Here is a 19,935-nt window from a genome sequence, read left to right on the forward strand (position 1 = left end):
CGTCACACGACGGCCGGGTCTTGGCGCAGAATTCCGTAGAATTTGCTCTTCAGTTCCTGACCCGGGTCAAGCCCCAGGCTGTGCGAAAGACGGTCGCACATGCGGCTGTACGCGTCGAGTGCGTCCGCCTGTCGGCCCGACCGGCACAGCGCCGTGATCAGCTGGGCGCAGAACCGCTCGTGGAAGGGGTACATGGAATGCATTTGTTCCAGGTCGGAAATCATCGCACGGTGGTGGTTCATTTTCAGTTTGACGTCGAAGAGCTTTTCGCAGGCGGTGATCCGGGTCTGCTGGAGCCGGGTGTAGGCCATGCGGCAGATCACGCCCTGCCCGGTGTCGACGAGGGCCGCCCCCCGCCACATCTCCGTCGCCTCCGTGAGGAGGCCGGCCGCCACCTCCAGTTCGCTTTCCGGGCAGAGTTCGGCCTGTTTGACCAGCGCCTCGAACCGGGCCGCGTCCACCTCGACGCGGGAGCCGGTGAGGGCGTAGCCGGCCGGCGAGGTCTCGATGATCTCGCGCATGTCGGGCTTCCCGCTGTGGGCCGAAAGCACCCGGCGGAGCCTGGCTATGTGACCGTGGAGGGAATTCTCGGCATTGCTGGGCGGCTCCTCCCCCCATAATTCGTCGATCAGGCTGTTGCGTGACACAGGGTGTCCCGGGGACAGCGCGAGAACGGCGAGAATGGCCCTCAACTTTTCTCCGGGTATTCGGATTTCCATTGTTTCGTCGCGCACTTGGAGAGGGCCGAGGATGCTGATTCTCATGTGGAGACTCCGTGAGGGACTCAGATGTTCGGGTCGCACTGCAGTGCATCACGCAAAGGGGTCGGAAAGGTGAAAGGGCGAGAAATTGGCACCGGCTTCCGGGCGGGCGTCGGGGTCGCACTGCGGCAGGTCGTCCGCAGTGGAACGTGCGCCCGGGGCACGCGAGGCGCGTCGTGGTCGGGTTGCCTCCCGGCAGTGGTCCGCGGTCTCAGCGATGGGCATCCTTACGCACGTTTCTTGTCGTCCGCTTGCTTTTTCCGGGACCCGAGTCGCTTACTATCGGTAACTTGACCCCTACTGTGCGGTTACTTGTCCCGGCTTCTCGGCCCACGAAACCGCCACACGCTGGGAGAACAGCGCGCTCGGCCGCAGCCCGAACATGCCGTGGAACGTGCTGCTGAAATGTGACGGACTCGCGAAGCCCGCCTCCACGGCGGCCGTGCTCAGATCCGGCCAGGTCTCCAGCAGGACGGCCACCCGCAGCATCCGCGCCCAGAGCCGGTAACGCCGGAACGTCGTGCCGGTCTGGGCCCGGAAGAGCCGGAGGAAGGCCGAGACGGAGAGCCCGACGTCCGCCGCCAACTCCGCGGCGGAGAGGTGCGGTTCGGCGGGATCGGCCAGCCGGTCGGCAGCCCGCCGGATGCGCGGGTCCCTGCGTCCGGAGAGCCGGTCGGGACCGGCCAGGTCGAGCCAGGGGCGCAAGTCGGCCGGCGGTGCGCCGGGGGCCAGCCCCGCGGCGACCGCGGTCAACTCGGCCTCGTGACGGTGCCCCAGGGCCACCTCGCCGTGGTCCTCGGCCATCAGGGAGTGGCAGGCCCGCTCCCTGGTGGAGGCCGGGTCCAGGTAGCAGAAGGCCATCCGGGCGCCGTCCGCCACGATCCGGTGCCTGACCCGGGCGCCGACCAGAGCCGTACGCGCCTTGAGGCGGGCGCCGTCCTCCAGCTCCAGCGTGAACCCGGCGTCCACCCCGACCGCCAGACAGCTCACCGCGCCCGCGTGGAAGCCGAGGTTCAACGAGGGCCCGAGATAAAGGGCTTGGCCCGGCCACAACCACAACGCCGCCTGGTCACGACACGTTTCTGAAAGCAGCGCAGGTCCCATGCGGTCATGCTAATCACTGTTCCGCCCATCCCGGCCGGGGTTCCTCCCCGCGTGCCCCGCGCCGCGGGCGGGCGTCCCTTCGTGCTGTCCGCCCTCCACATCCGGCGGGCGCATTCCCGCGCCGGCCACGGACCGCCCGGCCCTTCTTCTCCCGCAACCGACTTCCCGCCCCGGCTCCCTGCGAACGGACAGACGACACCATGTGGATCGAGCGTGCCCTCACTGCCCTGCTGGTCATCGTCGGGGCGGTGAACCTGTTGCCCGGCTTCGTCGCCGTGGCACCGTCCCAGATCAGCACCGCCTACGGCGTAACGATCGGGGACGGAGCGGGCTCCGCCGACCTGACGGTGCTGCTGAGGCATCGCGCCGTCCTGCTCGGTCTGGTCGGCATCGGTCTGCTCTGTGCCGCCTTCCTCCCGCAGTTGCGGGTTCCCGCCATGGTCGCGGGCGGTGTCAGCATGGGCACGTTCCTGCTCTTCGCGTACGCCACGCCCGCCCTCAACAGCGCCACCATGCGCGTGGCCAGGATCGACATCGCGGCGATCGCGCTGCTCGCCGTCGCCGCGGTACTGCTCTGGCGGAAGAACGCCTGAACTCCCGTGGCCGGGGCGGACACCGCCCCGGCCACGGGAGCTGTTCACGCCTCGCGGCGGGCGGCCCGCGCCATCCGGGACAGGCCCGCCCGCAGCAGGGGCCGGACCGGGGCGGGCAGCGGCAGCTTCGGGGCCCGCGAGCGGTGCCAGGGCAGGAGCTCCGGGGAACCGCCGCAGAGCACCTCCGCCACATGGGCGCCGTGGGCCACCGACATGGCCAGACCGTGACCACAGCAACCGCCGATGTACCAGACGTCCGGGAGCCCGGCCAGCGGGCCGACCACCGGCAGGTCGTCGCCGGTCATGCCGATCCGGCCCGCCCAGCGGTGGGTGACCTCGGCCCGGGCCAGCGCGGGGTGCAACCGGCGCAACCGCTGCTCCAGCCCCGCCCACACCGCCGTCGCGGCGGAGCCGTCCGACACCGGCGCCAGTACGGGCCGCCCGCCGCCGAACACCAGCCGGCCGTCGGGGGTGAGCCGGAAGTAGTCGCCGAGCGGGTGCGCGTCGATGAGCGCGCAGCGCGTGTCGCCGCCCAGCGCGCGCTGGACGTCGGCGGGCAGCGGGGCGGTCGCCACGGCGTGCACCGACAGCGGAAGGACCGTGCCGACCGGCAGGCCGAGGGAGCCCGCGGCCGCGTTCACCGCGAGCACCGCCTTCCGGGAGCGGACCGTACCGCCGGGGAACACGAGCCGTACCCCGCCGGAGGTCTCCGCGCGGACCGCGCGCAGCGGGCTGTTGCCGAGGAAGCGGACGCCCTTGGCGGCGCAGGCGGCGGCCAGCGCGCGGCTGAGCTCCGCGGGGTCGAGCGTGGCCGCGCGGTAGCGCAGGCCCGCGTGGCGGGGCACTTCCACGAGGGCTCCGATCTCCGCGGCCGACAGCACGGGCACGTCCAGGCCGAGTTCCCGGTACGCGGCGGCCTGCCGGGCGAGCGACGCGAGGCCCGCCGCGGTGCGGGTGGCCACCACCTGGGCGGCGTCCCGGGGACCGGTGTCCACGCCGAGTTCGGCCGACAGCTCCCGTACGCGCTCCACCGCCGCCGTGCTCGCGGCGTACATCCGGCGGGCCGTGTCCGGTCCGAACCGGCGCACGGCCTGGTCCACCGAAGGCCCCACCCTCGGCCCCAGCAGCCCGGTGCCGCGTCCGCTGGCTCCGGCGGCCGGTCCTTCGGCGTCGACGACCAGGACGGACCGTCCCGGGTCGTGCGCGGCCAGGTGGTAGGCGGTGGACAGTCCGGCGAGTCCGGCGCCGACCACGGTCACGTCCGCGTCCAGCACTCCGCGTACCCGGGCCGGTGCCGCGGGCGTGGCGGGGGGTTCCGCCGCCGGGCTCGCGGTCACGGCGTCCCAGAGGGGGCGGCCTGCGGAAGGTCGGGTCATGAGGACTCCCTCACGGGGCGGGTGGCGACGACGGGCGCACCGTCGAGAGCGGGGGCGGCGACGGGCGCGCCGCCGAGGGAGGCGAAGGCGCGGTCGTGCCAGAGCAGCGGGCGGCCGACGGCGGTGTGGGCGGCGGCGATCCGGCCGACGACGAGGCTGTGGTCCCCGTAGCGGCGGACGTCCTCGACCAGGCAGACGGCCCAGCCCAGGGTGTCCGCGAGGACGGGGACGGCCAGTTCACGCCGGTGGCCGGTGGCGGCGAACCGTTCCGCGGCGCCCACCGCGGGGTCGGCGAAGAGATCGGCCCGGGCCCGCTGGGACTCCGCGAGCAGGTTGACCGCGAACCGGCCGCTCGCCTCGACCACCGCCAGGGTCCGGGACGCGTTGCCCAGGCAGATCAGGAGCAGCGGGGGGTCGGCGGAGAGCGAGGTGACCGCCGAGACGGTGCTGCCCGCGGGCCCGGCGGGCCCCTGGGCGGTGACCACCGTGACACCGCCCGCCATCCGCGCGTAGAAGGCACGGCAGTCCAGCTCCGGGGCCGTGACCGACGACGGACCGGTGTCCGACGGGGCGGCCTCCTTCTCGGGCGGGCCCGCGTCCCCGGGCGCGGCGGACCCCTGGGGCGGTCCGGCGGCTGCGTGCTCGCCGGGGGTGGCCCCGACGGTGACCTGGCGCATCACAGGGCTCCTTCGTGAAGGGAAGTGCGGTACGGGAGGGGCGGGGACGGACGGCGTGCGGGCGGGCGCCGGAGGGGCGGCGCGGGGCGCCCCCGACCGGCCGGCAGGGTTCCGGGGCGGGGTACGGGACCGGGCCGAAGGCGTGAGGGCCGGGCGATTGGTCGAACTGCAGGCGTGAGGCCGGGCGGCGGCACTCTCACCGCCGCCCGTGCGAGCCGGGCGGCGCGCTTGTCACCGCCGCCCTTCGAGCGTGTCGCGCAAGGCGATCAGCGTGGTCCGCACTGTGCGGCGGTTGCGGGCCGGGCGCCGGACCACCCCGGTGAGCAGCGGTGCGGTGGCGGTGAGCAGCTTGCCGGGCAGTCCGCGGCGCCGGTCGTGCCACTCCTCGGTGACCTCGCAGCCGCCGGGCGTCTCCGCGAAGCGGTACACCCAGCGGGAGAGCGGGACGCCGAAGAAGCTGACGTCGAACGCGAACAGCTTCCCCGGTACGGACTCCACCACCCGGCACACGGTCACCCAGGGCAGCCAGGCCGCCCGGTTGCGCCCCAGGAACCGGCTGCCGGGGCGCAGCGCGCCCGCCCGGCCCGGCACCCAGGCGCCCCGGCACTCCGGGCTCCATTCCCCCATCCGCCGCACGTCGCTGACCGCCGCCCACACCGTGTGCGCGGGCACCGCGACGGTCAGCCGTTCGGCCACTCTCGGTTCAGTCGTCAGGTCGCTCTGCATGTCACTCCTTTGACATCGCGGGCTGGTCCGTCGCGGGCTGGTCCGCCGTGGGCCGGCGGGAAGCGCCGCGGCCGACGTCCTTGCGGCCGGGCATCCACCAGTTCCACCGGTTCATCAGCCGCATGGAGGCCGGCACCAGCAGCAGCCGGATGACGGTCGCGTCGACCGCGATGGCCACGGCCATGCCGATGCCTATCTGCTGGATGGGAAGGATGCCGGTGAAGGCGAACGCCGTGAAGACCGCCACCATCAGTACGGCGGCCCCCGAGATCAGCGGCGCGGTGGCGGCCATGCCGCGGGCCACGCTCCCGGTGCCGTCGCCGGTCGCCACGTAGTCCTCGCGGATGCGGCTGAGCAGGAACACCTCGTAGTCGGTGCTCAGGCTGAACAGCAGGGTCACCAGGAGCACCGGCACGAAGTTGGTGAGGTATCCGCTGGTGTCGAAGCCGAGGACGCCGCTGCCCCAGCCCTCCTGGAAGACGAGGACCAGCACTCCGTAGGTGGCGGCCATCGAGACCAGGTTCATCAGGATCGCCGACAGCGGCAGGAACACCGACCGGAAGGTGATGAGCAGCAGCAGGTAGATGACGGCGAGCATGGTGGCGACGACCGGCAGCAGGCTGTCGGAGATCACCTCGTTGGCGTCCACGCCCTCGGCCGTCTCCCCGCCGGTGTGCACCCGCCAGCCGTCCCCGGCGGCGAAGGCGTCCGCCGTCGTGCGCACCGACTCCAGAAGGCCGCGCACCGATTCGGAGGACGCGGTGTCCTCGCCCACCACCTCCAGTACGAGGGCGCGTCCGTCGCCGGTCGCGAAGTGCCGTACGGACGACCGCAGGTCGGCGGGGAGCGCGGTGGCCGCCGCCGGTGCGAGGGCGGCGAAGGGCCGCTCGGGGCTCACCTGCCGCAGCGGGGCGACCACCGAATCGACCCGTTGGGCTCCGGGCAGCCGTGCCAGGGCGTCGTGGAAGGCGACCAGCCGGGCGGCGGCGGGGGCGTCGCGTTCCCACAGCGGCACGTCCGACTCCACCACCACCTGGATGGGGGCGGCGCTGCCGACGCCGAACTGGTCCTTGGCGGTGTCGTACCCCTCGCGGACGGCCGCCCCGGTGGGCACCACCCGGGCGTCGGGGGTGAAGGTCTCCAGCTTCAGCGAGGGCACTGCCAGCACGCCCAGCGCGGTCAGGCTGACCGCGAGGAACAGCAGCGGCCTGCGCATCACCGCGTGGCTGACCGTCGCCCAGCGGCTCGGCCGGGCGGCCGTCGTGCGCGCCGGTCCGCGCCGGCCCAGCGCCCCCCACTCGATGCGGGGGCCCAGCAGGTGGAGCAGGACCGGCAGCAGCAGGACGCTCGCCAGGATGGAGAAGGCCACCACGACGACGGCGCCCAGCGCCATCGACCAGATGACGTTCAGGTCCACCAGGAAGAGCGTGGACATGGCGGCGACGATGGTGATCCCGGAGGCGACCACCGTCTCGCCGGAGGTGCGCAGGGTACGGGCGACGGCGTGTTCCACCGCGTCGGCGTCCGGGCGGGGGCCCACGGCGCGCAGCTCGTCCTTGAAGCGCATGATGACGAAGAGCGAGTAGTCCACGCCGACGCCCAGGCCCAGCATGGTGGCGGCGTTCTGGACGAAGACGGAGAGTTCCGTGTGCCGGGCGAGCACGGCGAGCAGCCCGAGCGTGAAGGCGACCGAGGTGACGCCGACCAGCAGGGAGACGAGCGCGGCGGCCACGCTGCGGAAGAGCAGCAGCAGGACCAGCGCGATGATCGGCAGGGTGATCAACTCGGCCCGGAGCAGGCCGCGTTCGCTGAGGTGGTTGACCTCGCCCCACAGGGCGGCCTGGCTGACCAGGGAGACCCGCAGGCCCTGGGGTTCGTACGCGTCGCTCAACTGGGCCTGGATGGCGGGCAGTACGCGGCGGGCGGTGCCGTCGTCGAGTGCGGAGCCCATGCGGACGAGCGCGGTGCGGCGGTCCTCGCCGAGGAAGGCGGCGCGGGCCTGCTCCGTGCTGAGCGTGGTGTAGCCGTGGGTTCCGGAGATCTTCAGGCCGGGGTCCCGGGAGACCCGGTTCACCGCGTCCCGCACCCGGCTGTCGAAGGCGCTTTCGCCCTGGTGGTGGCGGGTGTCCTCGACGACGAGGGTCAGTGAGGTGGCGCCGCGTCCCAGGAAGCCCTGCGTCACCCGCTGGGCGGCGGCGGCGGAGTCGGAGCCCGCCACGAACCAGCCGCCGCCGCTGAGCGCGTCGGCGAGCCGGGTGGCGCCGAAGCCCGCCACCACCAGGAGCAGCAGCCAGGCGGCCAGCAGCGGCCGACGTCTGCGGCGGGTGAACCGGGCGGTGGCGTCGGCCGCCCGGGACGCCGTGCCCAGGGCCTCGCGCGGACCCGGGTCGCGGTCGGCCGGGGGTCCGGCGGCGACCCGGGTGGTCTGTTCGGTCATGCGCGGATCGTGATTCCGTGGTCGCGGTCGTCGGTCAGGATCTCCATCAGCGCCCGGTTGGCCGTGTGCATCCGCGCGGTGCGGCCGGTGATCTTGTTGGTGATCTCCACCTCGCACGCGGCGATCTTGGTGTTGAGGCAGTGCTTGATGCCGCCCGGCGGGTTGTAGTAGTTCAGTCCCACGAAGTGCTCCGGCCTGGCGTCGAAGCGGCCGCGGATGTCCACCGTGTCGTCGCCGCCCGCGAAGTCCCAGTAGAAGTAGCCGAAGTCGGCCTTGGCGGTGAGCGCCCGGCGCGGGGCCACCAGGGAGTATTCGCGGTCCTCGTGCCGCAGCACCAGGAAGGTCACCATGGGGGTGGTGACCGGTCCGGCCAGCCGGGTGCGGCCGGTCACGATCTCCAGGAAGCTGTCCGGCGCGTCGTCGAATCCGGCGACCTGGCCGAAGGCGTAGTAGTCGGTGTGACGGCTGCCCCAGTTGTGGTTCTGGCTTCCGGTCCAGCCGTCCACGTCCACGGTCCTGCCGTCCACGGTCAGCGTGCCGTCGTACACCGCGAGCGGCACGCCGACCAGGCTCTTCGCCTTGGGGAAGCCCCCTTCGTACATGCCCGGCGGCAGCAGGAGCAGCGGAGGCTCGTCGCCCTTGTACGTCAGGTCCCAGGCGATCGAGCCGTTCGTGCCCACCGACTCGCCGCGCAGCGCGCCGGGTTCCAGCACGCGGTCGCCGACGCGCGCGCCGAAGGTGTCGCGGTCGAAGGCGCACTCCGCGATCGGGTACTCCTCCTTGGCGACCACGTGTTCACCGGTCACGCCGTCGAAGTAGACCGCCCACAGCTCGCCGATGGCCGCGTCGGGCATCCCCGCCGGGCTGAAGATCGTGTAGCGGATCCAGAACGCCCTGGGTTCGGTGGGGTGGTTGCCGCGCTGGTAGAAGCTCTCGTAGTGGCCCTCGGTCTGGCCCGGCCGGTACCGCGTCCGGTTGAGGGTGAGGGCGTCGGCGGTGGTGTAGTCGGTGTGCACGGGTGCGTCTCCTCCGGTCGGCCGGCGTGCGGTGGTCGCCCCGGCGGGCCGCGGGGGCGGTCGGTGTCTGCGGGACCGTGAACTGGCGGTCGGTCAGCGGCGGGTTCCGCGCCCCTGACGGTCAGTCGGCGGCGGGGTCATCGCCCAGCGGTCGGCGGGCCCTGGAAGGCCGGCGCTCGTGCAGGGTCATCTCCATGCCGTACTTGGGGCGCAGGGTGATGGTCGCGTGGTTGACGACTCGGTGGGAGGGCACGTGCCGGAACTCGTAGCGCCGGATCAGCGCGGCGAGCAGCAGGTGCGCCTCCATGAGCGCGAAGTGCTTGCCGATGCACAGGTGCGGGCCTGCGCCGAAGGGCAGGTACGCGAACCGGTGGCGTCCCTTCTTGCGCGCGGCGGCGAAGCGGTCCGGATCGAAACGTTCGGGGTCGTCCCAGTGCCGCTCGTCGCGGTGGATGTTGAACAGGTTGACCAGGACGCGTGAGCCGGCCGGTACGCGGTGGCCGCCCAGCACCGTGTCCTTGAGGGTCAGCCGGGGCACGATCGGCGCCGACGGATACAGGCGCAGCGCCTCCTCGAAGATCTGCAGGAGGTACGGCATCCGGGCGAGGTCGGCGGCCGTGGGCAGGGTGTCGCCCAGTTCGCGGTCCACCTCCTCCTGTGCCCGGCGCAGCACCTGCCGGTTGCGGGAGAGCAGGTAGAAGGCCCAGGTGAGGGTGACCGCGGTGGTCTCGTGCCCGGCGGCGAAGGTGGTGATGATCTCGTCCCGCAGTTCGCGGTCGGTCATCCCCTCGCCGGTGTCGGCGTCCCGGGCGGCCAGCAGCATGTCCAGGAGGTCCTTGGCGCCGCCCTCGGGGGGCCCGGCGGCCCGCCGCTCCTCGATGATGCCGTACATCATCGAGTCGAGGCCGTCCATCACCCGGCGGAAGCGGCGGTTGCGCGGGGTGGGCCAGCCGGTGGGCGGGCTGAACGGGTTCTGCAGCCGGTCGAAGGCGAAGTTGACCGCCACGTCCACCGCTTCCGGACTCAGGCTGTCGCGGGTGCGGCTGACGTCCGTGCTGAACATGCAGCGGCTGACGATGTCGAGGGTCACCCGCATCATCTCGCCGTGCACGTCCACCTCGGCGCCGGGCGCGTAGACCCGCTCCATGTGGGCGAGCTGGTCGGCGGTGGAGTCGGCCATCGCCCGGTACATCCCGGCGAGCGCCTGCTTGGCGTAGATGGGCTGCATCATGCGCCGGTTGCGCATCCAGCTCTCGTGGTCGTCGCTGGTGAGCAGCCCCTCACCGAGGATGAGCCGCAGCGGGTTGTCCGGTCCGAGCTTGCCGTACGTGGCGCTGTCGGTCAGCACCTCGCCCGCCAGCTCGGAGCTGGAGACGCCGTGCACCGCCACCGGCCCGAGCCGGTAGCGGACGAGTCCGCCGTGCTCCTGCCAGCCCCGGTGCATGACGCCCAGGATGTCCTTGCGGAACTCCACGATGTTGCCCAGCAGCGGCACCCCGTCGGCCTCCGGTGCGGGGGCGGGCCCGCCTGCGGCGGGGGCGACGTGCGGGGCGGCCCCGGCGGGCGCCGGCCTCGGTGTCTCGCGGGCCGTGGTCATTTGCGGCCCAGCGCGCACACCCAGCCGAGGGAGCGGCGGGGTTCGCAGACGAAGCGGACGTCGTGGAAGCCCGCCTCGGAGAGCATTCCGGTCAGTTCGGCCCCGGACAGGATGTGCAGTCCGTCGCGCTCGGAGCGCTCGGTGAAGTGCTTGCCGAAGTACCGCTGGACCAGCGAGGGGTCGGCGGCGGCCTCCCGGCTCATCTCCAGGGTGATGGCCACCTGGCCGCCGGGGCGCAGCACCCGGTGGGCCTCGGCGAGGCCGCGCATCGGGTCGGGCCAGAAGTAGAACGTCTCGATGGCGCTGACGTGGTCGAAGGAGGCGTCCTCGTAGGGGAGTTCGGCGCTGTCGCCGTGCCGGATCTCGACCCGGCGGCGCGCGATGGCGTCGGCGTTGCGGCGGACGGCCTGGGTGACCATGTCCATCGAGTAGTCGACGCCCGCGACGAAGCCCCGCGGGGTCCGCTCGGCGAGCAGCTTGACCGCCATGCCGCCGCCGCAGCCGACGTCCAGGACCCGCTGGGAGCGGCGTACGTCCATGTGCTCGATCGCCCAGACGGTCAGCGACCGGTGCTGGAGGGTCATCAGGTGCCCGACGAGCTGCCCGGCGGGGCCGCTTGGCTGCCGGAAATTCGTCTCCACCACTTCGAGGGGCTTTTTGAGCAGCGTGCCGATCATCCGGGGTTCCCTTCGCGGCTGTGCGGGTTTCGCGGCTGTGCGGAGCGCACGGCCGGGTGGGACGCGCGTCCGCGGCGGTCCTGTGGCCGGCGGCGGTCGTGGCCCCGCGGACCGGCGCGTCGCGCGGTCCGGCCGGTTCCGCGACCGGCAGGGGCACCGGGCCGGGCCGGGCGACGGCCTCCCGGAGCCGGTCCCGGTACGGACGGGACCTCCGGGAGGCGGACGCGGAGAGGGCAGGATTCGAACCTGCGCGGGCTTGCACCCGATCCGGGTTTCCCCGGAACCCCGTTGGGCCGCTTCGGGTACCTCTCCCTCGGCTTCGCGGGGCGGTGACGCCCCGTCCGCCGGTGGTTCAGATCCTGCCGGACCCCCCTGAGATTCGGCTTAGACGGCTCTGAGACGAGCGCCTCACCGACGGAACAGGTCACTCCGCGCAGGCTGGGGTAGACAGCCGCAACCGGCCGTCCCGAACCCGGGACGCCGAACCGAAGGAGTGAGCACGTGCCCCGACTGTCCAGGCCCCGCACGACGGAGGGTCTCGCGCCGGACGAACACGGCGATCCGCACTGCCTGGACGCGGCGGAGACCGGCCGACTGCTGGCCGGGGCGCGCTGGCGGCGGATGATCGTACTGGGCGAGGGCGGGGCGCAGCGGCGCGTCGAGCGGGTCGAGGGGTATGGCGGCGGTCTCTGGTACGACCGGGTCACGGACGCCCTGAGGGGGCGGGAGCCGGGGCTGGCCTGTCTGAACCTGCTGGGCGGCAAGCCCCGCCGGTCGGCCGCGGTGCGGTCCGGCCAGCTCGCGGACGCGCTGGTCTTCGGCGGGGACCTGGCGGTGGTCCAGTTGTCCGGCCAGGACCTGCTGCACCCCTCCTTCGACCCGGGCGTGCACCGCACGGAACTGGTGCGGGTGATCAGCCCGTTGCGCGAGCGCGGCCTCGACGTCGTGCTGGTCGAGCCGTTCAGCCTGGCCCGTTCACCCGAGGCGCGCGGGCGGGACGCGGAGGAGGTGGGGGCCCTGCAGCGCGCCCAGGCCGAACGCACCCGCACCGTCGCCCAGTTCCACGGCGCGCTGCACGTGTCCCTGGCGGGTCTGCCGGCCCCCGCCGTCGCCGGGGTCTGGGAGCGGAACGGCCCCACGCCCAACGCGCGCGGGCACGCCCGTCTCGCGTCCGCGGTGGTACGGGCCCTGGCTTCGGGCCTGCACTCCTCGGCCAGACGCCGGCCGGCGCCCGTGGAGGACGGCGCGGACCCGGCCGGGGCGGCGGCTGGACGCTGAGGGGCCCGACGCGGCCCGCCGTCCTGGGGGAACGCGCAGGGGGCGGGCACGGATCGACGTGCCCGCCCCCTGCGGTGCGGCTGTGCTCTGCGGGCCGGCGGTCACGACCGGCCGCCGGCCGTCTACCTGCTCTCCAGTTCCCGCCTCAGCCGCTCCAGCGTGGCCCGCATCCCCGCCTCGTTGGCGAGGTGGCGCACCTCGGGGCGGGTGCCGGTGAAGATCCGGCCCATCGCCTGGGTCACCTTGCCGTACCGGCCGGTGCGCAGGTCGCGCCAGTATTCGGTGACGCGGGTGCCGTCGGCCTCCGGGGCGAGGCGGTAGCCCCACAGGGCCACCGGCAGCCCGAAGGAGCTGACCCGGAACGCGAAGTCGACGCCCGGTTCGGCGCGGGTCACCCGGCAGTCGGTGAACCAGAAGAACGGCCCCTTGCGGTTGAAGCCGACGAAGCGCGCGCCGGTCCGGGCGGGACCGGCCGCGACGCCGCGGACCGCGACGCACTCCGGGCTCCAGCGGGCCATCGACTGGACGTCCGCCACCGCCGCGTAGACCCGGTCGGCGGGCGCCTTGACGAAGACGCTCTCCTCCACGCTCCAGCGGCGTTCCGTCGGGTTCATCCTGCTGCTCCTTCTCGGGCCCAAAAGGTCATGTACTCGTCAGGCTCGGGTGAGCAACAGTACCGCGTTCTGCCCGCCGAACCCGAAGGAGTTGCTGACGACCACCTCCACCGGGCCCTCCCGGCCGGCCTTGGCCACCACGTCGAGGTCGATCTCGGGGTCGAGGCTCTCCAGGTTCGCGGTGGGCGGGACGAACCCCTCCTCCAGGGTGAGCGCGGACACCGCCGCCTCGATCGCCCCCGCCGCCGACAGCGAGTGCCCCGTCACGCCCTTGACCGAGGTGACCGAGGGCCGCTGCCCGAGCACCTCCCTGATCAGCCGCGCCTCGGTGGCGTCGTTGATGGCGGTGGCGGTGCCGTGGGCGTTGACGTGGTCCACCTCGTCGGGCCCGATCCCGGCGTCGCGCAGCGCCGCCCGCAAGGCGAGCGCGGCACCCGTGCACTCCGGGTCGGGGGCGGTCGCGTGGAAGGCGTCGGCGGAGGCTCCGTACCCGCTGACCATCGCCCGCACGCGCGCGCCGCGGGCCCGCGCGTCCTCGGCCCGCTCCAGCACCAGGACCGCGGCGCCCTCCGCGGCCACGAAGCCGTCCCGGTCCGCGTCGAAGGGACGGGAGGCGGAGCGGATGTCGTGACCGCGCCGGGACAGGGCGCCCATCTGGCTGAAGCCCGCGACCAGCGAGGCCGTCAGCGGAGCCTCCGCGCCACCGGTGAGGACCACGTCGCAGGCGCCCGAGCGCAGCAGGTCCCGCGCGGTCCCGACGGCGGTCGTGCCCGAGGCGCAGGCCGTCGCGGTGACCAGCGAGGGGCCCCGCGCGCCGAACTCCATCGAGACGTACCCCGCCGTCATGTTCGCCGACAGCATCGGGATGAGCCGGGGCGAGACCCGGCGCGCTCCCGATTCGAGGAGCCGCCGGTGCTGGGTCTCCCAGGTCTGCGCGCCGCCGATGCCGTTGCCCAGCACCACGCCGACGCGGGCGCCGTCCCAGTCCTGCGGGTCGAGCCCGGAGTCGGCCACCGCCTCCAGCGCGGCGGCCAGCACCAGTTGGCTGGAGCGGTCGAGCTGCAGGACCCTGCGGCGGCCGAGTACGGCCGCCGGGTCGAAGCCCGGCACCCGGCAGGCGAAGTCGGTCGTCACACCGGCGAGTTCGGGCACCGTGACGGCCTCGGTCGCGGCCCCCTCGCGGATGCGCGCCCAGGAGGGGCCGGTGCCGACTCCGGCGGGCGTCATCATGCCGAGCCCGGTGATCGCCGCGTCGAACCGGGCGGGCCGTCCCGCCGCGTCGCTGCGCGGGCGCATCAGGCGGCTTCCGCCTTCTGCTCCAGCACCCGGGCCGCGTCGGCCAGGGTCGAGTCGGGGCCGACCTCCTTCTCGGAGAGCTTCACCCCGAACTCCTCCTCGGCCGCCACGGTCAGCTCGACCATGGCCAGCGAGTCCATCTCCAGGTGGGAGAAGGTGTCGGAGGGGCTCAACTCGTGCGGCTCCAGGCCGAACCCCTCGGCCAGCAGCTTGGTCAGACGGTCGTAGACGTTGCTCATGGGTGCTCCCGGTGTGGTGGCGCGGGCCCGGCCGGGCCCGCGCGGAGAGGAAGACGCGAAGGACGAGGAGGGCGGGACGGAAACGCCGCTCAGTGGACCGCCGCTGTGCCGCCGGCCGCGGCGGTGCCCGTGGCGGCGCCCGCGGTCACGTCCGCGGTCACGTCCGCGCCGTCGTGCCCGCCGGAGTGCCCGCCGCTCTCGTAGCGCGCGCGGAAGGCGGTGTACGCGGGGTGGGCCTCGGGCTCGAAGCGCAGCGCGAACGGCTTGAGGAAGTTGCCGAACAGGGCACGGTCGCCGAACAGGTGGATCGGCACGACCAGCAGGGCCCACTCGGCGCCGAACAGCCAGATCCAGGCCAGTACGACCAGCCCCTGGGTGACCAGGCTGTGCATCACGTTGTAGAGGACGTAGTAGACCTTGGGGATCCGCTTGTCGGGGCTGCGGTGGTGGGCGAGGGCCCCCGGCAGGTAGCCGATCAGGTCGATGTAGAGGAAGAGCCCGATCGCCGGCAGCCAGCGGACCTCGTCGAGGTGGGCGAAGAACAGGACCGCCGAGACCACGAGACCCAGCCCGTACTCCAGCCGGATCAGCCGGTAGGTGGTGGGCGTGTCGAAGAGGTTCCGGCCGTCCATCAGCCGAGTACCGGGGCGGCCTGCGCCGTGCTCCCCGCCTCCGCGACGGCACGCGCCACGGCCTCGTCGCCCTCCACCCGCGCGCTGCCGAAGAGGCCGACGACGACCCGGGCGATGGTCTCCTTGAAGACCCGCTGGGCCACCGGGTCCAGGATGCCGGCCAGGCTCGGGATGCCGAAGTCGAAGTCGGCGGAGAAGGCGATCAGGGTGTCGGGGCCGTCGGCGCTGACCCGCCAGGTGCCGGAGAACTCGGCGAAGTCGCCGTCGATCTGCTCGAAGGAGATCACCAGCGTCTCCCGGTCGAAGCGGTCGGCCTCCGTCCACCGCAGGATGCCGTTGCGGAAGTAGACCTCCCACTCACTGGTCTCCTCCGCGGCGGAGAGCTCGTGGACGGTGACGCTGCGGACCACCTCGGTGAACTCCGGGTACCGCGCGAAGTCGTGGACGCGGTCGAAGGCGGCCTCGGGGGCGGTGCCTTCGACGCGGAGGAGTACGGATGCGTTACGCATGGTGTCGGCTGCTTCCTGCGGAGGGCTCGGCGGAGCGGGTGGGGGCGTCGGGCACGGCGGACGCGGGGGCGTAGCGGCGCGCCTGCGCGCGGCAGGCCCGGTCGAACGCCTCGTACAGGTGGTCCAGTTCGCCGCGCTCCAGGATCGCGGGCGGTGTCAGACGCAGTACGAGGTGCGAGTTGAGGGAGTGGTTGGCGATGATCCCGTGGGCGATGAGCTCGATGAGCAGGTCGCCGGCCGGACCCGGTTCGGCGAACTCGATGCCCATCAGCAGCCCGCGCCCGCGGACCTCGCGGACCGCGTCGCCGTAGTGCGACAGCGCGATCCGCCGCAGTTGCGGGAGCATCTCCTCGCCGAGCGTCCGGGACCGTTCGACCAGGTCGTCCTCCTGGATCGCGGCGAGGGCGCCACGGGCGGCGGCCATCGCGAGCGGGGCGCCGGAGAAGGTCGAGGTGTGCAGGTAGGGGTCGCGGTCGAAGACCGAGAACACCTCCCGGGTGGCCACCACCGCCGACACCGGGACGACTCCGCCGCTGAGCCCCTTGCCGACGAGCAGGATGTCGGGGCTCACGCCCTCGCGGTCCGCTCCCCACCAGGTGCCCAGCCGGCCGAGACCGGTCTGGATCTCGTCCAGCACCAGGAGCGCGCCGTGCCGGTCGCAGGCTTCGCGCACCGCGCGCAGGTAGCCGTCCGGCGGCAGGACCACCCCGGCCTCGCCCTGCACCGGCTCCACGAAGACGCACGCCTCGCCCGGCATCGTGGCCAGGACGTCCTCCAGGGCCCGCGCGTCGCCGAACGGCACGTGCGCGGTGTCCTGGAGCAGGGGCTCGAAGGGGGTGCGGAAGACGTCGTTGCCGGTCAGGCTGAGCGCGCCGACGGTCTTGCCGTGGTAGCCGTTGACGGTGGCCACCAGACGGCGGCGGCCCTTGGTGCGGGCGAGCTTGAGCGCGGTCTCCGTCGCCTCGGCGCCCGATCCGGCGAAGTGGACCCGGGACAGGCCCGCCGGGGTGACGGCGGTGAGGGCCTCGGCGGCGAGCGCCGCCTGCGGCTCCAGGAAGAGCCGGGTGGAGATCGGGTGCGAGTGCAGCTGCTCGGAGACGTGCCGTACCACCGTGGGGTGGCGCGCTCCCATCAGGAAGACGCCGTAGCCGCCGCAGTTCAGGAACCGCTCGCCCTCGGCGGTGGTGACCCACGCGCCCTGGGAGGACACCTCGACGTGGCCGCCGAACATCTCGCCGAGGGTGGCCCGCCCGCGGTTCATGTGCTCCCGGTAGAGGCGTCCCAGCTCCTCCCGGCCGGGGATGCGGCGGCCGGGGGCGTCAGGGGCGGCGGGCCCGGGGGAATGAGTGAGGGGTGTGGTCGTCATGGGGTGCTCCTCAGGCCAGACGCAGCGGTTCGCCCGCCACGTGTGCCAGGTAGGGGCCGGTGAAGGCGGAACGGGACGGCGGGTGGAAACCGAGCCCGTGGGAAGCCGCGGCGACGATCGCCACGTCGGACGCGCTCATGTACGCGGTGCCGCCGAGCAGTTCGACGGCCTGGTCGCGGGCGGCGGCCAGCGCGTCCTGCGCGGCGTACCGGGCGACCAGCGCCTGCGCGAGGTGCTCGTTGCCCCGCTCGCCGTCCCGCACCCGGCGGGCCACGCCCTCCAGGAGCTGGGCGGCGGCCTCCAGCGACACCAGGGCCCGCAGCCGGTCCGACTCGCTGCCCCTGCCCGTGTCGACGGCGCGCTCGACCAGGCCGCTGACCATGCCCAGGTAGCAGCCGGAGATGAGCAGTTCGAACCAGATCAGTCCGACGGTCTGCAGCTCGTCGAGCTCGCCCGGCTCGGCGTCGTTGGGCATCAGCAATTGTTCGTCCACGAAGACGTCCGTCAGCCGGACCTCGTCGCTCTCCGCGCCCGCCAGCGCCTGACTGGCCCAGAACGGGTGCGTGGTGAGACCGGGGGTTTCCCGGGGGACCAGCAGTACGGCCATCCTGCTGCCGCCGTCGTCGGCGGGCAGCGCCACGCTGGCGGTGAGCAGATCCATCGAGTGGGAGAGGCTGCACGGCTTCTTGGAGCCGTTGATCAGGTAACCGCCCTCCGCCTTCACGGCGGACACGGTCGGCGACAGGATGCCCCGGCCGGGCCGCCCCTCGGCGAATCCGGAGGCGACCAGGAGGCGCTGTTCGGCCACCCCCTGGAGCAGTGCCCACTCCATGCCGCTGCTGCGCACGCTCGCCGCGAGGCTGAAGAGGGTGGCCACGGAGAAGTGGTGCATGGTCGTCGCGACCGCGAGCGACGGAGCGCGGGAGGCGATGGCCCGGGTGACGGCCAGTGCCTGGAGGGGGTCGGCGCCGAGCCCGCCGTACTCCTTCGGGATGACGAGTGCGGGGCCGCCGCATTCGCGGAAGTGCCGCAGGGCCGGGCTCTGCGGGACCTCCAGTTCGGTCAGGGTGTGGCCGGCGAGGCGGCCGAGCAGGCCGGGCAGGAAGGTCTCACAGGTGGCGCGGGCCGCGTCGAGTGGGCGCATTGCTCTCTTTCGGTACGTGGGCTGCTGTCTGCTCTCGGGTCACGCCGTCGGCGTACGGATCACGGGCGCGCGGACTCCGCCGCCGGGGCCGCCTCCCGCAGGGACCGCCAGGCGCCGAACACGGCGTCCCTCGGCCGCACCGATCCGTCGCTGACGCTCACGCCCTGGATGTGGGAGGTGCGCAGGATCGGGTAGTTGGCCTCGCCGTGCACTCCGCCGGTCAGTCCGGTGCCGCCGTGCGTCGGCAGGCCGGGCAGGAAGCCGATGTGCGAGTCGTTCACCTTGAGCAGTCCGCCCTTGGTGATCCGGGTGACGAAGTGCTCGACGGCCTCCGGGTCCTTGGCCCACACCGAGTTGCGCAGCCCGTAGGGGTTGCTGTTGACGAAGTCCGTGAAACGTTCGAGCAGTACGGACTCCGGGGCGGGCTCCGCCGCGATCACCGGCAGCAGCGGGAAGAACGTCTCGTGCCGCACCGCCTGGATGCGCCGCGCCGCCTCCATGCCCCGGACCAGGACCACGGTGGGCTCCAGGAAGATGCCCGCGGTGTCCCGGGTGCCGTCGGCCTGCATGGCGTGCCCGCCGCACACCAGTTCGGCGCCGCCGTCCAGGGCGTCCTGCAGGCACTCGAAGAACTTCTCGTTGCGCAGCACGGGCGTCAGCAGGACGTCCTCGTCGCGCACCGAACCGGCCTTGATCTCCCCGGCCTTGCGGGCCAGCAGCGCCACCAGCTCGTCGGCGACGTCCGGGTGGGCCAGCACCTGGTTGGGGATCATGCACAGTTGTCCGGAGCCGAAGAAGCTCTCGGTCAGCGCCTCGGCGGCGTACTCCAGGTCGGCGTCCTTCCAGACCACCACGGCGTCGTTGCCGGCCAGTTCCAGGATCGGCTTCTTGCCCGCGGCCACGCACCGGTCCTGGAAGCGGATGCCGGCCTCGCTGCTGCCGAAGTACATGATGTCGTCGACCAGCGGGCTCTCCAGCCAGCTGTTGAGCACCGGAGCCGGGTCGCCGCAGACCGCGTTGAGGGTGCCGCGCGGTGCGCCCAGTTCCTCGAGCGCCGGGGCGACGACCTCGTGCAGGACGTACATCACCCCGAGCGGGGCGCTCCGCGGAGCCCGTACGACCAGCGAGTTGCCCGCCATCATCGACGTCACGCCGAGCAGCGCGCTCGACAGCGGGGCGTTCTGCGGCGGATTGAGGCAGACCACGCCGTCGGGGCGGCGGCGCACCGACGTGCGGCGCGGACCCTGGGTCGTCTCGTGCAGCATCTGGCTGCGGTAGAAGTCCAGCGACTGGGGCGAGAAGCACTCCAGTGCGCCGGAGACCTGCCAGCGTGCCAGCGCCAGGGGGTGGCCCTCGCGCAGCAGGATGTCGATGGTGCGCTCGGCCGTCTCGGTCAGCCGCCTGTGCAGCAGTTCGCCGAACTGGTTCAGGCGCACGTCCAGGGGGAACGCGTTCCACTCGGCGGTCGCGCCGGCCGCGGCCCGCACGGCCTGCTCGACCGCCTCGCGGTCCGCCCTCGCCACCCGGCCCACGATGCTGCCGCCCGGCAGGTCCTCGGGGGCCAGCCTGCCGCTCTCCAGCTTCCGCTTGAGCGTCAGGCTGGCGAAGGCGTCCTGCAGCAACGCGTCCGAGTCGACCACGTAGACCCACCGGTCGCCCGGCACGCTCTTGCCGTCGATCAGCGAGGCGTAGCTCAGCAGTTCTGATCCGTCAGTGTGGTGCGGCGCCGGGGGCGCCGTACGGGCCCTGCTCACGCAGTTCCTCCGCTCACCCGTTTCCGGTCACGGAGACGGGAAGAATGTCCTAGGTGATGCCCTCGCACCGACTGTCACAGCCCCGCCTGAGAATCGGCGGAGATACCTCTGAGACGGCGGCCTCAGCCTGATGAAAGCC

Annotated in this window: 19 protein-coding genes and 1 tRNA gene; 2 read left to right on the forward strand and 18 right to left on the reverse strand. The window is 73.1% G+C overall.

Annotated features, from left to right (window positions below; all coding sequences use genetic code 11):
• Window positions 1-2: 2 nt before the first annotated feature.
• Entirely contained in the window at window positions 3-764 is a 762-nt protein-coding gene (locus ACIP93_RS13270; RefSeq protein WP_401758045.1) for a BTAD domain-containing putative transcriptional regulator, read from the reverse strand.
• A 294-nt stretch (window positions 765-1,058) separates the two neighbouring features.
• Window positions 1,059-1,865, reverse strand: a complete 807-nt coding sequence (locus ACIP93_RS13275; RefSeq protein WP_401758048.1) for a helix-turn-helix domain-containing protein — start codon at window positions 1,863-1,865, stop codon at window positions 1,059-1,061.
• 200 nt (window positions 1,866-2,065) lie between these two features.
• Here ACIP93_RS13275 and ACIP93_RS13280 point away from each other — a divergent pair, with 200 nt between their 5' ends.
• Complete coding sequence (locus tag ACIP93_RS13280; protein WP_345217368.1) at window positions 2,066-2,458, forward strand: hypothetical protein; 393 nt, start codon at window positions 2,066-2,068, stop codon at window positions 2,456-2,458.
• A 44-nt stretch (window positions 2,459-2,502) separates the two neighbouring features.
• On the opposite strand, the gene ACIP93_RS13285 is transcribed toward ACIP93_RS13280, so the two are convergent.
• The 8 genes from ACIP93_RS13285 to ACIP93_RS13320 form a co-directional block, all read right to left on the reverse strand.
• The gene (locus tag ACIP93_RS13285) at window positions 2,503-3,834 is read right to left on the reverse strand and encodes an NAD(P)/FAD-dependent oxidoreductase (protein ID WP_401758051.1); all 1,332 of its coding nucleotides are present in this window, start codon (window positions 3,832-3,834) and stop codon (window positions 2,503-2,505) included.
• Window positions 3,831-4,511 (reverse strand): flavin reductase family protein, encoded by a 681-nt coding sequence (locus ACIP93_RS13290; RefSeq protein WP_401758054.1) that lies wholly within the window; start codon window positions 4,509-4,511, stop codon window positions 3,831-3,833. The genes ACIP93_RS13285 and ACIP93_RS13290 overlap by 4 nt, the downstream gene beginning before the upstream one ends.
• A gap of 231 nt (window positions 4,512-4,742) precedes the next feature.
• Complete coding sequence (locus tag ACIP93_RS13295) at window positions 4,743-5,237, reverse strand: SRPBCC family protein (RefSeq protein ID WP_401758056.1); 495 nt, start codon at window positions 5,235-5,237, stop codon at window positions 4,743-4,745.
• Window position 5,238: 1 nt separating this feature from the next.
• On the reverse strand, window positions 5,239-7,674 hold the full coding sequence (locus ACIP93_RS13300) for an MMPL family transporter (RefSeq protein WP_401758058.1): 2,436 nt from the start codon (window positions 7,672-7,674) through the stop codon (window positions 5,239-5,241).
• Window positions 7,671-8,690 (reverse strand): hypothetical protein, encoded by a 1,020-nt coding sequence (locus ACIP93_RS13305; RefSeq protein WP_345217373.1) that lies wholly within the window; start codon window positions 8,688-8,690, stop codon window positions 7,671-7,673. The genes ACIP93_RS13300 and ACIP93_RS13305 overlap by 4 nt, the downstream gene beginning before the upstream one ends.
• A gap of 121 nt (window positions 8,691-8,811) precedes the next feature.
• A complete protein-coding gene (locus ACIP93_RS13310) occupies window positions 8,812-10,287 on the reverse strand; it encodes a cytochrome P450 (protein WP_401758061.1) in 1,476 nt (491 codons plus the stop codon).
• Window positions 10,284-10,964 carry a methyltransferase domain-containing protein gene (locus tag ACIP93_RS13315; RefSeq protein WP_345217375.1) on the reverse strand — a complete coding sequence of 227 codons (681 nt, stop codon included), beginning with the start codon at window positions 10,962-10,964 and terminating at the stop codon, window positions 10,284-10,286. Before ACIP93_RS13315 ends, ACIP93_RS13310 begins: the two co-directional genes overlap by 4 nt.
• Before the next feature lie 225 nt (window positions 10,965-11,189).
• A tRNA-Phe gene (locus ACIP93_RS13320) sits at window positions 11,190-11,276 on the reverse strand.
• Between the two features lie 189 nt (window positions 11,277-11,465).
• On the opposite strand from ACIP93_RS13320, the gene ACIP93_RS13325 reads away from it, so the two are divergent.
• Entirely contained in the window at window positions 11,466-12,242 is a 777-nt protein-coding gene (locus ACIP93_RS13325) for a hypothetical protein (protein ID WP_401758065.1), read from the forward strand.
• A 122-nt stretch (window positions 12,243-12,364) separates the two neighbouring features.
• Here the strand turns inward: ACIP93_RS13325 and ACIP93_RS13330 are convergent, their stop codons facing one another.
• From ACIP93_RS13330 to ACIP93_RS13365, 8 genes are all read right to left on the reverse strand, one after another.
• On the reverse strand, window positions 12,365-12,856 hold the full coding sequence (locus ACIP93_RS13330; protein WP_401758068.1) for an SRPBCC family protein: 492 nt from the start codon (window positions 12,854-12,856) through the stop codon (window positions 12,365-12,367).
• 39 nt (window positions 12,857-12,895) lie between these two features.
• Window positions 12,896-14,152, reverse strand: a complete 1,257-nt coding sequence (locus ACIP93_RS13335) for a beta-ketoacyl-[acyl-carrier-protein] synthase family protein (RefSeq protein WP_401758071.1) — start codon at window positions 14,150-14,152, stop codon at window positions 12,896-12,898.
• A complete protein-coding gene (locus tag ACIP93_RS13340) occupies window positions 14,152-14,391 on the reverse strand; it encodes a phosphopantetheine-binding protein (protein WP_345217379.1) in 240 nt (79 codons plus the stop codon). Before ACIP93_RS13340 ends, ACIP93_RS13335 begins: the two co-directional genes overlap by 1 nt.
• Before the next feature lie 89 nt (window positions 14,392-14,480).
• Window positions 14,481-15,023: a hypothetical protein gene (locus ACIP93_RS13345; RefSeq protein ID WP_401758074.1), complete on the reverse strand. Its 543-nt coding sequence runs from the start codon at window positions 15,021-15,023 to the stop codon at window positions 14,481-14,483.
• Window positions 15,023-15,532 carry an SRPBCC family protein gene (locus ACIP93_RS13350; RefSeq protein ID WP_345217383.1) on the reverse strand — a complete coding sequence of 170 codons (510 nt, stop codon included), beginning with the start codon at window positions 15,530-15,532 and terminating at the stop codon, window positions 15,023-15,025. The genes ACIP93_RS13345 and ACIP93_RS13350 overlap by 1 nt, the downstream gene beginning before the upstream one ends.
• Window positions 15,525-16,898, reverse strand: coding sequence for an aspartate aminotransferase family protein (locus ACIP93_RS13355; protein WP_401758077.1), 1,374 nt, complete (start codon window positions 16,896-16,898; stop codon window positions 15,525-15,527). Before ACIP93_RS13355 ends, ACIP93_RS13350 begins: the two co-directional genes overlap by 8 nt.
• 10 nt (window positions 16,899-16,908) lie before the next feature.
• Window positions 16,909-18,042 carry an acyl-CoA dehydrogenase family protein gene (locus ACIP93_RS13360; protein ID WP_401758080.1) on the reverse strand — a complete coding sequence of 378 codons (1,134 nt, stop codon included), beginning with the start codon at window positions 18,040-18,042 and terminating at the stop codon, window positions 16,909-16,911.
• A 59-nt stretch (window positions 18,043-18,101) separates the two neighbouring features.
• Window positions 18,102-19,796: an aldehyde dehydrogenase family protein gene (locus tag ACIP93_RS13365; protein ID WP_401758083.1), complete on the reverse strand. Its 1,695-nt coding sequence runs from the start codon at window positions 19,794-19,796 to the stop codon at window positions 18,102-18,104.
• Window positions 19,797-19,935 lie beyond the last annotated feature (139 nt).

It is taken from the genome of Streptomyces sp. NPDC088745 (assembly GCF_044751045.1).
In the GTDB taxonomy this organism is placed as follows: domain Bacteria; phylum Actinomycetota; class Actinomycetes; order Streptomycetales; family Streptomycetaceae; genus Streptomyces; species Streptomyces cremeus.

Coding starts and splice junctions, on each gene's coding strand:
- ACIP93_RS13355 (WP_401758077.1), bottom strand. CDS start 16,898: ATGACGACCACACCCCTCACTCATTCCCCCGGGCCCGCCGCCCCTGAC.
- ACIP93_RS13315 (WP_345217375.1), bottom strand. CDS start 10,964: ATGATCGGCACGCTGCTCAAAAAGCCCCTCGAAGTGGTGGAGACGAAT.
- ACIP93_RS13290 (WP_401758054.1), bottom strand. CDS start 4,511: ATGCGCCAGGTCACCGTCGGGGCCACCCCCGGCGAGCACGCAGCCGCC.
- ACIP93_RS13300 (WP_401758058.1), bottom strand. CDS start 7,674: ATGACCGAACAGACCACCCGGGTCGCCGCCGGACCCCCGGCCGACCGC.
- ACIP93_RS13285 (WP_401758051.1), bottom strand. CDS start 3,834: ATGACCCGACCTTCCGCAGGCCGCCCCCTCTGGGACGCCGTGACCGCG.
- ACIP93_RS13360 (WP_401758080.1), bottom strand. CDS start 18,042: ATGCGCCCACTCGACGCGGCCCGCGCCACCTGTGAGACCTTCCTGCCC.
- ACIP93_RS13275 (WP_401758048.1), bottom strand. CDS start 1,865: ATGGGACCTGCGCTGCTTTCAGAAACGTGTCGTGACCAGGCGGCGTTG.
- ACIP93_RS13295 (WP_401758056.1), bottom strand. CDS start 5,237: ATGCAGAGCGACCTGACGACTGAACCGAGAGTGGCCGAACGGCTGACC.
- ACIP93_RS13330 (WP_401758068.1), bottom strand. CDS start 12,856: ATGAACCCGACGGAACGCCGCTGGAGCGTGGAGGAGAGCGTCTTCGTC.
- ACIP93_RS13280 (WP_345217368.1), top strand. CDS start 2,066: ATGTGGATCGAGCGTGCCCTCACTGCCCTGCTGGTCATCGTCGGGGCG.
- ACIP93_RS13310 (WP_401758061.1), bottom strand. CDS start 10,287: ATGACCACGGCCCGCGAGACACCGAGGCCGGCGCCCGCCGGGGCCGCC.
- ACIP93_RS13335 (WP_401758071.1), bottom strand. CDS start 14,152: ATGCGCCCGCGCAGCGACGCGGCGGGACGGCCCGCCCGGTTCGACGCG.
- ACIP93_RS13270 (WP_401758045.1), bottom strand. CDS start 764: ATGAGAATCAGCATCCTCGGCCCTCTCCAAGTGCGCGACGAAACAATG.
- ACIP93_RS13340 (WP_345217379.1), bottom strand. CDS start 14,391: ATGAGCAACGTCTACGACCGTCTGACCAAGCTGCTGGCCGAGGGGTTC.
- ACIP93_RS13345 (WP_401758074.1), bottom strand. CDS start 15,023: ATGGACGGCCGGAACCTCTTCGACACGCCCACCACCTACCGGCTGATC.
- ACIP93_RS13350 (WP_345217383.1), bottom strand. CDS start 15,532: ATGCGTAACGCATCCGTACTCCTCCGCGTCGAAGGCACCGCCCCCGAG.